Genomic DNA, 14,582 nt, shown 5'->3' on the forward strand with positions numbered 1-14,582 from the left:
GTATGTATAAACGAAATACAAAAAAAAATCCCGCCATCAGCGGGATTTTTCTGTATGATAACCTTACGATTAGAAAATAGAATTATCATTTGGAGAGAATAAATCTCCTAATGATTTTTCATCATCATCATCGTTTTTTGCAGGTTCAGCTGGTGCAGTGTAAGTAAGTATTTCTACTTCTTCTGCTTTTGGTGCTGCTGGTTTAGCTGCTTTTTTAGGTGCTGATTTTTTCTTTGGAGCTGCTGCCTTTTTAGGAGCTGCTGCTGCTTTCTTAGGAGCTGTAGCCTTCTTTGCTACTGCTTTCTTAGGAGCTGCAGATTTTTTAGCTGCTGCTTTTTTAACAACTGCTTTCTTAGCTGTTTTTTTAGCAGGCGCTGCTTTTTTAGCAACTTTCTTTACCGCTTTTTTAACAGCCTTCTTAGCAGGTGCCGCTTTCTTAGCTACTTTCTTAGCAACTTTTTTTACAGCTTTTTTAACTGCTTTCTTAACCGCTTTTTTAGGAGCTGCTTTTTTTGCAGGGGCTGCTTTTTTAGTAACTTTTTTAGCTACTTGTTTTACTTTTTTCGCTACTTTCGCAGCTACTTTTTTTACAGCTTTTTCAGCTTTTTTTAGAGTCTTCTTAACTGAAGATTTCTCTGCTTTTTTTACTTTTTTTGCCATGGTACGTCAGTGATATAAAAATATTCTCTTGTGACTAAAGTTATTTAATACCCTAAAATAAAAAAAATGTTTTATATTAAAATTTGTTGAGCAAAATATTTTAAAAAATAAATGAAAGTATTATCCTTTATCGATCACGAATTTGAAGATTTAGAGTTTTGGTATCCTATTTTAAGACTGCGTGAAGACGGACATACCGTTGTAATTGCAGGTCCGGAGAAAGGAGTGACCTACGCAGGAAAGTATGGAGTGCCCGCCAATAGCGATGTTTCATATGCAGACGTCAATTCAGCAGACTATGATGCATTGCTGGTGCCAGGTGGTTGGGCTCCAGATAAGATTCGTAGATCTGCTAAAGTCATTCAGATTGTTCAGGAGATGCATGCAGCAAATAAAGTGATCGGTCAGATCTGTCATGCTGGTTGGGTATTGATTTCTGCTAAGATATTGTCAGGTTATAAGGTTACAAGTACTCCAGGTATTAAAGATGATATGGAAAATGCAGGAAGTATCTGGTATGATACCCCTGCGATGGTTGACAGAAATATCGTTTCTGCCCAGCGTCCACCGGATCTTCCGGAATACATGAAGCTCTTTATTCAAACATTAAATGCGCAAAAGTAAATGTTTGCTCTTTCAATAAATCGTATACTGCTGAGGCCTGTCGCCCCTTTATTCGTGGTATTGGGGTGTTTTGGTGCATTTGAATTGCCAGCTCAGACAAATTTGACTACACATCTGCAATCTATATTGGCTGATACATTATTGTCCAGGGCCCAAGTAGGAGTTTCGATTCGCAACATTCAAACAAATGCCATTGTGTTTGAAAAAAATGCAAACCAATCTTTTACCCCGGCCTCTAATCTGAAACTGCTTACAACTGCTGCTGCAATAAACGTACTTGGGGCCGATTACCGCTTTACAACGAAAGTACTCTATTCAGACTCTATACAAAACGGTGCATTTGGTGGTACGCTACTTGTTAAAGGCAGCGGAGATCCAACCTTAGGCTCTGATCGGATGAATGGACAGCTATCGTATCAAGCGTTGATTAAAAATTGGGTTGCAGCTTTTAAGTCTAAAGGTGTAACCCGATTCGACGGAAGATTGGTTGTTGATCCCACACATTTTGAATACAATGCCATTCCAATGGACTATACCTGGGGAGATATAGGCAATTACTATGGTGCGGGTAGTTTTGGATTGAATGTAAATGAAAATCAAACGAATGTTCTGTTTAAGCCAGGTAATCGCATAGGTGCTGCAACATCTGTACAATCCATTACTCCATGGGATTCTGCGTGTACGTTCGTAAATCATGTCTATACGGGTCCTGCAGGTTCAGGGGACGAATCCGTTATCTACTCTTCACCTTATAATAATTTTGTATTTGCAGAAGGCACGATACCCATCGGAAATACATTTTTAGTAAAAGGAAGTATATCGAATCCTTCAGCACTTTTGGCAAAATTGATCATTGCTGAAATGAACGTACAAGGTATTGTTTGGAACGGATCCGTTTTTATCGTAAAGCCCGGTGAGAATATTGTAGGGCTATCTTCGTTCAAAACTCTTCTTGAACATACTTCACCCTCATTAAAAGAGATTGCACAATATACCAACCTTGTAAGCAATAACCTGTATGCCGAATGTTTATTGAAAGAGGTTGCATTTAAGGAAACCGGACAAGGTACTACTGCTATTGGAGTGAATCAGGTGAAGCGTTATTTGAAGAGCATTGGAGTAGATACATTGGGAATGGTCTTGCGGGATGGATCGGGTATGTCACCATTTAATTCGGTTGCTCCAAATCAATATACTCAGTTTTTAGGTACTCAGGTTACTTCAACAATTTTTGTGAATTGTATTCCTGTTGCAGGACGAGAAGGTACTGTTTCTCATATTTGCAGAGAGTCTGGCGGTAAGATCCGTGTTAAAAGTGGCACTATGAATGGCACTACGTGCTACAGTGGTTATGTTATAGCAAAATCCGGTAAAACATATGCCGTGTCTTTAATGGTTAATAAACATGAAGCTCAGAATAGAAAAATTCAGCGTGTGCTGGAGAAAATACTGATGGGAGTAATGAATAACGGATAATGTTCTTCAAGTAATCCATAAAAAAAAGAGTGATACCAACTGGCATCACTCTTTTTTTATATGAATGAAAATGGAATTAGAAATCCAGTTCTTCGTTATTTTTTTTGGGGAACAGCCATGAAGCCAAAATAGAAATAGCTAATGTTGAAACAACGAATAACAAGGCAAACTGATGATTGATTTCATACCAATGATGTATAAGTAATTTTACACCCACAAACGATAAGATTACAGCTAAGCCATAATTGATATAGTGGAACAGCTTCATTACACTTGACAGCGCAAAGTATAAGGAGCGTAAACCCAATAAGGCAAACACATTGGATGTATATACAATGAATGTATCTGTAGTGATACCTAAGATGGTAGGTATTGAATCTACAGCAAATACCACATCTGTACTTTCAACAATTAAAACAACAATGAATAAAGGCGTAGCATACAGGATACCTTCTTTACGAATAAAGAATTTATCTTCTTCATACGTTTTTGTTACCCGAATGAACTTATTAGTCAACTTTAATATGATGTTGTTTTCCGGATCGATCTCTTCATCATCACTTGAAAATAACATCTTGATCCCTGTATACATTAAGAAGAATCCTAATACATATAACAACCAATCAAATCGTTGAATTAATTCAATTCCTAATACAATGAATAATCCTCTTAATATTAAAGCACCAATGATTCCCCAGAACAATACTTTGCGCTGGTATTCTGCAGGAACTCTGAAATAGCTAAAGATAAGCATGAAGACAAACAGATTGTCAACGCTAAGAGACTCTTCGATAACATATCCGGTGAAAAATAATTCGGCAGCTTCCTGACCTCTCCAGATGTATACAAATATGTTAAATGCTAATGCCAACCCAACCCAAAAGGCACTCCATACAAGAGCTGATTTTGTAGTTACAACCTTGTTGCCTTTATTAAATACGAATAAGTCTAGTACTAGTAGTGTAAGGATACTAATGTTAAAAATGATCCAGAATATAGCTTCGTTATTCATATAATTTTTAAAGACTGTATAATTTCGATAAGCGAACTACAATATTACTGCATTATTCCTTACCAACAATACTTAATTACGGATTAAATCGATAAAAAGATACAACTTAATGGCTTACATTAAGTTGTCATATCTGTATTCTTTTTTGCTCTATTACGTTCTTTGATATACGTAACAACTACCGGAATCCACGTGACAATAACGATTCCAAGGATAATATATTCTAAATAATCTTTTGATTTGGGGAAAATCTGACCAAGTAAATAGCCTCCATACACCAAACTTACTACCCATAATGTACCACCTATGATATTGTATAGTAGGAATTTACCATAAGGGTATCGGATTATTCCTGAGAAAATAGGAGCAAATGTTCTGATAATGGGTAAAAAACGGGCCATTATCAAGGCTACTGCACCATATCGAACAAAGAATGCTTCAGCAGCAAACATGTATTTCTTTTTAAAGAACACTGAATCGTCTTTGGTAAATAGTTTACTACCGGCCTTTTCACCAAAGAAATATCCAAACAAACTACCTAAATAAGCTGCGATACATATGGTTATTAATAGAGTAGTAATGGGGACATCAAACTTTCCGGTAGACGATAGCAAACCTGTAGTGAAAAGTAAGGTGTCACCAGGTAGAAAAAATCCGAAGAACACACCATTCTCTGCAAAAATGATCAGGAGGATTAAGAATAATCCTCCTGTTTTTATAATTACTTCTGGATGTGTTATTAAATGATAAAACTCTAAAATTGATTCCATTAGATTTGTTTCCCGATTTGCAATAAAATATCTGGAAATAAACCAATCAATACAACAAGTACTGACATTATAACCAGAATAATTTTTGCGAATCCGAATTCATATCTGACAGCAGATGATGTATTTTCTGGTTCACTATACATTGCAATAATGGTTTTAAAATAATAATAAACACTTATTAATGAACCTAAAATAGCAATCAGTACCAGATAAATATTTCCGCCTTTAATTACTTCTGTGAACAAATAGAATTTACCAAAGAAGCCGGCTGCTGGTGGAATACCTGCCAACGAAATTAAAGCCAATGTCATAACGAATGCTAAAAAAGGATTTGACTTCGCTAAGCCTCCAAAATTCTCAACTGTAGCTTCATCTTTCAACTTTTCAATTGAATGTACCACATAGATCGCAATTAAATTTGCAACCGCATAACCTGCTAAGTAAACAAATAAAGAAGATTTAGAACCTACACTTAACATTGGGAAAACCATTAACATATAACCGGCTTGAGATACCCCTGAAAATGCTAATAGACGCTTCACATTGTTTTGATACGAAGCTGCTAGATTACCAATCAGTATAGTTAACGCAGAAAGACCAATTAGTGTATAGCTTAAATAAGATGGTACTTGAGTAAATATACTGTCTAATAAATGATAGAATGCGCCAAAAGCGGCAACTTTTACAAATGTAGACATAAACGCAGTGATGAATGTGGGTGCACCGCCATATACATCAGGTACCCAGAAATGAAAAGGTACAGCAGATATTTTAAATGCGAAGGAAATACTTAATAAGGTGATTCCAACATAAAATAACGATTGTTGAGATGCTGCTATTTTAATTGCAGCAAGATCAAACGTTCCGGTTGCTCCATAGATCAATGCAATGCCCAATAACATGATACCTGTAGCAAACGAACCAAGGATGAAATATTTTATAGAGGCTTCAACTGAACGTATGTCTTTTTTTCTACTACCTGCTAAGATGTAAAGCGGAATAGATAAAATTTCAACACCTAAGAATAGGGTAGACATATTAGTAAAGGATACCAATAATAAACCACCAACAGTTGAAAATAAAATCAATGCATAGTGATCCCCTTGATTGAATTCTCCTGCACTATACGATTCGCGTGAAAGCAGGAACCATAATAGAGTTATTGTAATGAGTAATGATCCAAAGGCAACAGAATAATTATCATGCAGCAACATGCCGTAATGAACTTCCGGGGTATTCCAGAAAGAACAGATGTTGTAACCAAGGATACCAACTAAGGATAAAAGAATAATTGGATAGATAAATTTCTTTAGTCCGATAAACTCAGACATCATTGTGAAAATACCTAAAATTGATATAAGAATTATTGCGTTCATACTGCTTCTAACGTTCTCTTAGTTTGCAACCGGGATTGAATTATTTACTGTATGTAAAATTTCATTTACTGCAGGTTCAGTTAAATCTAAAACTAGATTCGGGAACAAACCAAACACGAAAATTACAATCACAATCGGAATTAAAATACTTTTTTCAATAAGGGTTAAGTCCAATACATTGTTGTATGCAGACTTCGCTTCGCCCAACATGATTTTCTGATACGAGCTAAGCATGTATACTGCGCCTAATATGATGGTTAAACCTGCAACAGCAGCCAAGTATGGATTGTAATTGAAAATACCCACAAATAATAAGAATTCACCAATAAAACCATTTGTAGAAGGCAATGCAATACTGGCCATCATAATAACAACAAAGAATACTGCAAATTGTGGCATTTGATTTCTCAAACCACCCAATTTAGAAATCTCTAATGTTCCGGTTCTATTTAAAAGAATTTCGATCACAAATAAGATTCCAACAACGTTCACACCGTGTGCCAACATCTGTGCGATCACACCTTGTAAACCTTCAACTGAATTCGAGAATAAACCTGCTGCAATTAAGCCAACGTGGGCAATTGAAACATAAGCAATCAACGTTTTGTAATTTGATTGTCTGATTGCAATGATCGATGCATATACAATACCTATTACAGATAACAATGCTGCTAACCAGCCCCAGTTCATAAGAGCTGTTGGAACTACTGGCAATACCCATCTGATTACTCCATAGATACCCATCTTTAACATGATACCGCTTAATAACATTGTACCTGCAATCGGAGCACTGGTGTATGTTGAAGGTTGCCATGTATGCAATGGAAATATAGGCATCTTAATACCGAATGCTAAGAACAATGCTGCGAAGACCCATGTTTGCTCTAATGCAGAAAGGTCCGTGTTGTAAATATTTTCCAGAGCAAATGATTTTTCAGGAGTAACTGTATACAGATATATGATTGCTGCTAACATCAATAAGCTACCAAATAAAGTATATATGAAAAACTTAAACGTAACCGGTCTGCGGTTTTCATCTCCCCATAATAAACATATAAAGTAAATTGGAATTAATGCCAATTCCCAGAAGATGTAGAACAGGAATAAGTCTTTCGCTACAAAAACTCCGATCAAAGCAGATTGCATGATGAGTGCAAGTGAATAGAAGGAAGCTTTATCTTTTAGAGGACTTAATAAAGATGAAAGCAAAATGATGGGTAATAAGAATGTAGTCAATAAGACCAATGCCATACTTATTCCGTCCATGCCAATATTAAAACTGATACCTAAAGAAGGAATCCATTCCTGATTCACTGCAAAATTCCATCCTGCCGCAACGTCAAATGTGAAGTATGCATATAAAGCAACAGCAAATTCAAGAACGGTAGCAGCTATTGCAACTGTAGGTGCCAAACGTTGACCAGCAAGATATACTAATAATGCTGCAACAAGAGGTAAGATTATTAAAAGCGTCGTAATCATGTCTAACGTATGTATTACAGTACCAGGTTAAGAAATAAGATAACTACAATACCTATAACCATAAATATGGCATATGTATTTACATCTCCGGATTGAATGTATCGGATGGTTTTGCCACTCCATTGAATGGATTTTCCGGATACGTTTACAATTCGGTCTATGAAATGTTTTTCAATGATGTTGCTGTTGAAATCCGAAAGGAAGCCAAGAGGTTTTACAATTACAAAATCATATAGTTCATCAACATAAAATTTGTTATATGAAAGTTTGTCTAAGAATGACATTTCAGATTCGGATGAAGCCGGTTGTGTCTTCTTAGAAACATATAAGAAATACGTAATAAAGATTACGGATACAACTAATGCTAAAGCTGTTCCCATTAATAGGTATTCTGTAGAATTAGAAAGGTGAGATGCTTCAGGCAATGCAATGTTTGCAGCCGCTAAATAATGGCTGAACCAATTGTGTCCTCCCAATACGTGTGGTACTTCTATGAAACCACTAAATACGGTTAATGCAGCAAGAATCATTAATGGAATTGTCATCAATAGAGGAGATTCATGTAAATGTTCTTTTTGATGCTGCGTTCCTCGGAATTCGCCAAAGAATGTTAAGTATAACATTCTAAACATATAGAAGGTTGTTAGCAATGCAGCAAAAACTCCTAAACCCCATTTGATCGGATTTGCTTCGAAAGCTAGTGCAAGGATCGCATCTTTAGAGAAGAAACCTGCTAATGGAGGAATACCAGCAATTGCTAAGGTTGCAATGATGAATGTGATAAAGGTAATCGGAAGTTTTTTCATCAAGCCACCCATCTTACGAATATCCTGTTCGCCACCCATTGCGTGAATTACACTACCCGCGCCTAAGAATAGGAGAGCTTTAAAGAATGCATGTGTTGTTACATGGAATACACCTGCAGAATATCCGCCTAAACCAATTGCCATAAACATAAAACCAAGCTGGCTCACTGTTGAATATGCCAATACTTTCTTGATATCTGTTTGCGTTAAACCGATTAGTGCAGCTAAGATCGCAGTACCTGTACCGATGATGTAAATAACATCTAAGGTGCAAGGAGCCATGCTGTATAATACATTTGAACGGGCAATCATATAGATACCTGCAGTAACCATGGTAGCAGCGTGTATCAATGCTGAAACAGGAGTAGGACCTGCCATCGCATCCGGTAGCCAAGTGTATAATGGTATCTGAGCACTTTTACCCATTGCACCTACAAACAACAATAAGGTAATTACTGTGATAATTGTTGAAACTTCATTGGGGTTAATGATTTTCGACGCCTGATCAAAAACTTCTCTATATTCTAATGTGCCAAATTGGTTGTAAATTAATAACATGCCCAATAGAAAACCTAGGTCACCAATACGGTTCATGATGAATGCTTTCTTTGCAGCATCATTGTAGTTTTGATTTTTAAACCAGAAACCAATAAGTAAATAGGAGCAAAGACCAACGCCTTCCCAGCCCATAAACATTACTACATAGTTCGAACCCATTACCAACAAGAGCATGGAGAAAATGAACAAGTTTAGATATGAGAAGTATCTTGTTACACCTTCATCATCGTGCATGTAACTGATCGAATATACGTGGATCAGAAAACCTACACCGGTAATGATCGACATGAACCAAACAGAAAGGTTGTCTATTTGGAATGACAGTGACAAATTTAAATTCCCTGCATGTACCCAGTGAAATAAAACCACAGGTGGTTGTTCAATTAACTGACCTGAAATTGCAGAGAACAACAAGTTTAAGACAATTAAGAATGAACCTAAAAGCATTGCACTGGCAATATAGCCGGATGCAGATTTAGGTATGTACTTATTAAATAAGCTTAATATCAGAAAACCAAGTAGAGGTAGCGCCGGTATTAGCCAAACAAATTCCATCATGATACAATTATACTTTTAATTACCACTTGAGATTCTTTAAACTATCAATATTGATAGAACCAAGGTGTCTGAATATCATAACCAGTATTGCCAAACCAATCGTGATTTCAGCAGCTGCTACGGCCATGATAAAGAACACAAACACTTGTCCGGATTGATCATTATGTAAGGCTGAAAAATAAACCATTAATAAGTTTACTGCATTCAACATTAACTCAATAGACATGAACATTACTAAGATGTTTCTTCGGTACAATACGCCAAAAGCGCCCAAAGAAAATAGTATTAAGCAAAGCACTAAATATTCAGACATAACTTCTTTCGTTATTAATTATCTTTCAAATCTTTCTTCCCTAACATAACTGCACCGATCATTGCTGACAAGAATAATACAGATGTTATTTCAAATGGAAGAATAAATTGGTTGAAAAGAATCTTACCTAATTCCTGAGCACTTCCGAAATTCGGATCAAGTTTTGATAAATCTACCGCACCAATTTGCTGTCCTTTAAGAAGGAATACGAGTGCAACTAATAAAAGACCACCGGATATAAAGGCTGCCAATTTACTGATGAATGATTTCGTTCCTTGCGTTACAGCTTCATTTAAGTTTAGCATCATAATCACAAACAGGAACAATACCATGATTGCACCGGCATAAACGATGATGTTAACTACCGCTAAGAAATCTGCAGATAATAACAACATGTGTGCAGTAATGCAACAGAATGTTATTACTAAGGATAAGATACTATAGACAGGATTTTTAGAAAGTATTACGAAAAATGCACTGCACAACGTAATTCCTGATAAGATGTAAAATATAATATTCCCCATTGTTATTTTTTGTAAGGCTTATACGTCTTTGGGTGAGCACTTGTACCTAGTGGCTGAACCAATTTATCTTTACCGTAAATAAAGTCTTTGCGATTATACGAAGCAGGCACCAATTCTTCCGTAAGATAAACGGCATCTTTTGGACATGCTTCTTCGCATAGACCGCAGAAGATACATCTTAACATGTTGATCTCATATAGAGAAGCATATTTTTCTTCTTTATACAAATGTTCTTCTCCTTTTTTGCGCTCGTCTGCAATGATTGTAATTGCTTCAGCAGGGCAGGATACAGCACATAGTCCACAGGCAGTGCAGTTTTCTCTACCTTGTTCATCTCTTTTAAGGATGTGTTTACCTCTGTATACAAAAGAGAATTCACGCTGTTGTTCCGGATACTGTATTGTAGCCTTCTTTTTAAAAAGGTGAGATAAAGTAATAAGCATACCACTCACTATGGCCGGAACATACATCCGCTCCATGAGGGTCATGTTTTTATCTACTACTACTTTTGATCTGTTTGTTAATTGCATGGCCCTATTACTTAAATAACAATATACCTGAACCAGTAAGAATAATATTTATGATTGCCAATGGTATCATAATTTTCCAGCCTAAGTTCATTAACTGATCATAGCGGAAACGCGGCAATGTCCATCTTACCCACATGAATAAGAAGATGAATAAGACAATTTTGAAGAAGAAGAAACCTGTACCTAATATGGTTACAAGATTGTGATCCAATCCTAATTTTTCAATGTATGGGATGTCATAACCTCCAAAGAAGAATGCACTCATTACTGCAGAAGAAATAAACATGTTGATGTATTCGGAGAATAAATACAATCCTAATTTCATCGATGAATATTCTGTGTGATAACCGCCTACAAGCTCCGCTTCACATTCTGGTAAGTCAAATGGTGTTCTGTTGCATTCAGCAAATGCACAAACCATAAAGATGAAGAAGCCTAAAGGTTGGTAAATGATATTCCAATGGCCGTCAACTTGTTGCTCAACAATATCACGAATGCTCAATGAGCCAGTAGTCATAATCAACGCAATGATGGATAAACCCATTGCAATTTCATAACTGATCATTTGTGAAGATGCACGTATAGCACCCATTAACGAGAATTTATTGTTCGACGCCCAACCACCGATCATTACACCGTATACACCAATGGATACTACTGCGAAAATATATAGTACACCAATATTAAGGTCTGTAACTTGTAGTGGAACGATTGAACCATTAATCTCAAGAGTACTTCCCCAAGGAATAACCGCACCGGTTAAGCAGGCTGTCATCATCGCTAAGGAAGGACCTAAAACGAAGAGGAATTTATTGGCTGAAGAAGGAATAATTTCTTCTTTCATGAAGAATTTTACACCATCCGCTACGGGTTGTAATAAACCAAGCGGACCAGCTCTGTTTGGACCGATACGATCCTGAAGTAACGCAGATACTTTACGTTCTGCATACGTACTATACATTGCTATTACCAACGATACTGTAAATACCGCAACTACAATGATTGTCTTTTCAAGTAAAAACTCAACGGGTATTTCCATATCCTATTTTCTTCGGTGTTTCAACTTTAATACCTTTTTCATATTTATTCAATGAAATAACTGAATGACGCTCGATTGCTCTTGGCCCGTCAATTACCCAATCACTGATCTTTTTGTGTTCAAAACGACAATCGTTACAGATCCATTCTTCCAACTCACCATATTTATCTTTGCGACCTGTTATACGATACACTTCATCGCCGCTTAACCATGCCACAGTTTTACCGCTGCACTTTGGACAATCTCTGTGTGCTTCCATCGGTTTAACAAACCATACACGCGATTTAAATCGGAATGTTTTGTCTGTTAATGCACCAACCGGACATACATCAATAACGTTTCCTGAGAAATCATTATCAATTACATTTTCAATATACGTTGAGATCTCAGCTTTGTCGCCACGGAACATAATACCGTGTACACGTTTATCCGTGATCTGATCTGCAGTGAATACACAACGGTAGCAAAGAATGCAACGCGTCATATGTAACTGGATTTTGTCGCCGATGTCAATACGATCAAATTTCCTACGCTCTTCTTCGTAACGTGAACGTGCAGCACCATGTTCGTAGGATAGATCCTGTAAATGACATTCACCGGCCTGATCACACACCGGGCAATCAAGAGGGTGGTTGATCAATAAGAATTCTACAACACCTTTACGTGCTTCAAGTACTTTCGGAGAAGTTAAGTTTTTAACTACCATACCATCCATAATAGGAGTAGAGCAGGAAGCAACCAACTTAGGCATCGGACGAGGATCTTTTTCAGATCCTTGAGAAACTTCAACCAAACATGTTCTGCATTTACCACCACTACCTTTTAACTTCGAGTAGTAGCACATTGCAGGTGGGACTAACGAACCGCCGATTTGTCTGGCAGCATTCAGGATCGTTGTTCCTGGTGCTACTTCGGTTGTTTCGCCGTCTATTGTTATTTTGAACAGTTGTGACATATATGTGAGCCTCGAATTAAACTGTTGCAGTTTTATAATTAGGAAGATGCGCCTTACGGCTATCTTTTACTTTAGAAGCATGTGTTACATGGTATTCAAATTCATCACGGAAGTGACGGATAGCAGCAGCTACTGGCCATGCAGCAGCATCACCTAACGGACAGATTGTATTACCTTCAATCTTGCCTGCAATTTCAACCAATAGGTCAATATCGTGCATGTGACCATGACCGAATTCCAAACGGTGCAATACTTTTTCCATCCAGCCTGTACCTTCACGGCAAGGGCTGCATTGTCCACAAGATTCGTGGTGATAGAAACGAGCAAGCGTCCAAGTGTTGTGTACGATACATGTAGTTTCGTCCATTGCGATAAAACCACCTGAACCCAACATGGTACCTGTTGCAAAACCACCATCTGATAAAGATTCGTAACTCATTAAACGAGCTTCTCCAGCTGCGTTTTTCATGAACAATTCTGCCGGAAGAATCGGAACAGATGAACCTCCTGCAATAACTGCTTTCAATTCATGACCTTTTCTGATACCGCCACAATACTCATCCGAGTTTAAGAACTCATCAACCGGTAAGCCAAGATCAATCTCATATACACCCGGTCTGTTGATGTGACCACATGCAGAGATTAATTTAGTACCTGTACTTTTTCCAATACCCAACTTAGCATATTCATCACCACCCATATTGATAATCGGTGTAACAGTAGCAAGTGTCTCTACATTGTTTACAACTGTAGGGCAGTTGTAAAGACCTGAGATAGCAGGGAAGGGAGGCTTGATACGCGGGTTGCCACGTTTGCCTTCTAATGATTCGATAAGTGCAGTTTCTTCACCACAGATGTAAGCACCTGCACCATTATTTACATAGATCTCAAGATTGAATCCTGAACCTAAAATATTTTTACCAAGGAAGCCAGCATTCTTTGCTTCAGCAATTGCTTTTTCAAGAATACCAACGATCCATTTATACTCTCCACGGATGTAGATATATGTGCTGTTTGAACCAAGTGAATAGCTTGATAGAATTAAACCTTCAATTAAAATATGAGGATTTTTTTCCATCAGGTATCTGTCTTTGAACGTACCCGGCTCGCTTTCATCCGCATTACATACAAGATATCTCGGGTTCGAAGATTTGCGATCTAAGAAACTCCACTTCATACCTGTAGGGAAGCCTGCACCACCACGACCACGAAGACCAGACTTTTTAACTTCCTCCATCACATCGTCTGGAGACATTGTCTTTAAAGCCTTTTCAACTGCTCTGTAACCACCTTTTGAACGGTAAACATCATAGGTTTCAATTCCTGGAACGTTGATGTGTTCAAGTAATAATTTTGTAGCCATTAGATAGAGTATTTTTTAAATGGATCAAAATCTGGCTGACCAAATACTTCGATGATCTTGTCGATCTTTTCTTTCGTCAAATTTTCATAATAGTACGTTCCAATCTGCGCCATTGGTGCTGAGCCGCAAGATCCCATACATTCAACCGCTTTGATTGTATATTTACCATCGGCAGTAGTTTGGTTTACTTTGATGCCAAGTTTGCCTTCTGTGTATTCAATTAATTCTTCAACACCATTTAAGCAGCATGGACCTGTTTGACAAAATTCAAACATGCATTTGCCTACTGGCTTCAAGTTGTACATAGAGTAGAACGATGCTACTTCATATACTTCAATAGGAGTAATGTCTAATAAGGAAGCAACATAGTCCATTAATGGAGCACTCAGCCAACCACCAAATTCGTCTTGCGCCATGTGCAAGACAGGTAGTAAAGCAGATTTTTGTTTACCTTCCGGATAACGTGTTTTCATTTCCTGAACTTTTTTCAGGCTTTTTTCAGAAAACTGGAATTGATGTTGTGTTTGTTCCATCCG

At 37.3% G+C, this 14,582-nt stretch carries 15 protein-coding genes; 2 read left to right on the plus strand and 13 right to left on the minus strand.

Features of this window, described 5'->3' with window-relative positions:
• Nucleotides 1–69 precede the first annotated feature (69 nt).
• Nucleotides 70–660 carry a hypothetical protein gene (locus tag A3EE_RS0103980; protein ID WP_018342144.1) on the minus strand — a complete coding sequence of 197 codons (591 nt, stop codon included), beginning with the start codon at nt 658–660 and terminating at the stop codon, nt 70–72.
• Between the two features lie 111 nt (nt 661–771).
• On the opposite strand from A3EE_RS0103980, the gene A3EE_RS0103985 reads away from it, so the two are divergent.
• On the plus strand, nt 772–1,284 hold the full coding sequence (locus tag A3EE_RS0103985; protein ID WP_018342145.1) for a type 1 glutamine amidotransferase domain-containing protein: 513 nt from the start codon (nt 772–774) through the stop codon (nt 1,282–1,284).
• Nucleotides 1,285–2,760, plus strand: coding sequence for a D-alanyl-D-alanine carboxypeptidase/D-alanyl-D-alanine endopeptidase (dacB, locus tag A3EE_RS0103990; protein WP_018342146.1), 1,476 nt, complete (start codon nt 1,285–1,287; stop codon nt 2,758–2,760). It begins immediately after the preceding gene.
• Between the two features lie 76 nt (nt 2,761–2,836).
• On the opposite strand, the gene A3EE_RS0103995 is transcribed toward dacB, so the two are convergent.
• The 12 genes from A3EE_RS0103995 to A3EE_RS0104050 form a co-directional block, all read right to left on the minus strand.
• Nucleotides 2,837–3,772 carry a TerC family protein gene (locus A3EE_RS0103995; RefSeq protein WP_018342147.1) on the minus strand — a complete coding sequence of 312 codons (936 nt, stop codon included), beginning with the start codon at nt 3,770–3,772 and terminating at the stop codon, nt 2,837–2,839.
• Nucleotides 3,773–3,891: 119 nt separating this feature from the next.
• On the minus strand, nt 3,892–4,542 hold the full coding sequence (locus A3EE_RS0104000) for a DedA family protein (RefSeq protein ID WP_018342148.1): 651 nt from the start codon (nt 4,540–4,542) through the stop codon (nt 3,892–3,894).
• Nucleotides 4,542–5,918: an NADH-quinone oxidoreductase subunit N gene (locus tag A3EE_RS0104005; protein ID WP_026209580.1), complete on the minus strand. Its 1,377-nt coding sequence runs from the start codon at nt 5,916–5,918 to the stop codon at nt 4,542–4,544. The genes A3EE_RS0104000 and A3EE_RS0104005 overlap by 1 nt, the downstream gene beginning before the upstream one ends.
• Nucleotides 5,919–5,936: 18 nt before the next feature.
• The gene (locus tag A3EE_RS0104010; protein WP_018342150.1) at nt 5,937–7,400 is read right to left on the minus strand and encodes a complex I subunit 4 family protein; all 1,464 of its coding nucleotides are present in this window, start codon (nt 7,398–7,400) and stop codon (nt 5,937–5,939) included.
• Nucleotides 7,401–7,414: 14 nt separating this feature from the next.
• Complete coding sequence (gene nuoL, locus A3EE_RS0104015) at nt 7,415–9,322, minus strand: NADH-quinone oxidoreductase subunit L (protein WP_018342151.1); 1,908 nt, start codon at nt 9,320–9,322, stop codon at nt 7,415–7,417.
• A gap of 19 nt (nt 9,323–9,341) precedes the next feature.
• Nucleotides 9,342–9,635, minus strand: a complete 294-nt coding sequence (gene nuoK / locus A3EE_RS0104020) for an NADH-quinone oxidoreductase subunit NuoK (protein ID WP_026209581.1) — start codon at nt 9,633–9,635, stop codon at nt 9,342–9,344.
• A gap of 14 nt (nt 9,636–9,649) precedes the next feature.
• On the minus strand, nt 9,650–10,159 hold the full coding sequence (locus A3EE_RS0104025) for an NADH-quinone oxidoreductase subunit J family protein (protein ID WP_026209582.1): 510 nt from the start codon (nt 10,157–10,159) through the stop codon (nt 9,650–9,652).
• 2 nt (nt 10,160–10,161) lie between these two features.
• On the minus strand, nt 10,162–10,689 hold the full coding sequence (locus tag A3EE_RS0104030) for a NuoI/complex I 23 kDa subunit family protein (protein ID WP_018342154.1): 528 nt from the start codon (nt 10,687–10,689) through the stop codon (nt 10,162–10,164).
• 7 nt (nt 10,690–10,696) lie between these two features.
• Nucleotides 10,697–11,728: an NADH-quinone oxidoreductase subunit NuoH gene (nuoH, locus tag A3EE_RS0104035; protein WP_018342155.1), complete on the minus strand. Its 1,032-nt coding sequence runs from the start codon at nt 11,726–11,728 to the stop codon at nt 10,697–10,699.
• Complete coding sequence (locus A3EE_RS0104040; protein ID WP_018342156.1) at nt 11,712–12,683, minus strand: NADH-quinone oxidoreductase subunit G; 972 nt, start codon at nt 12,681–12,683, stop codon at nt 11,712–11,714. Before A3EE_RS0104040 ends, nuoH begins: the two co-directional genes overlap by 17 nt.
• A gap of 16 nt (nt 12,684–12,699) precedes the next feature.
• A complete protein-coding gene (gene nuoF, locus A3EE_RS0104045) occupies nt 12,700–14,046 on the minus strand; it encodes an NADH-quinone oxidoreductase subunit NuoF (protein WP_018342157.1) in 1,347 nt (448 codons plus the stop codon).
• Nucleotides 14,046–14,579, minus strand: a complete 534-nt coding sequence (locus A3EE_RS0104050) for an NADH-quinone oxidoreductase subunit NuoE family protein (RefSeq protein WP_018342158.1) — start codon at nt 14,577–14,579, stop codon at nt 14,046–14,048. Before A3EE_RS0104050 ends, nuoF begins: the two co-directional genes overlap by 1 nt.
• Nucleotides 14,580–14,582: the final 3 nt, after the last annotated feature.

The organism is Cytophaga aurantiaca DSM 3654 (assembly GCF_000379725.1).
GTDB lineage: Bacteria > Bacteroidota > Bacteroidia > Cytophagales > Cytophagaceae > Cytophaga > Cytophaga aurantiaca.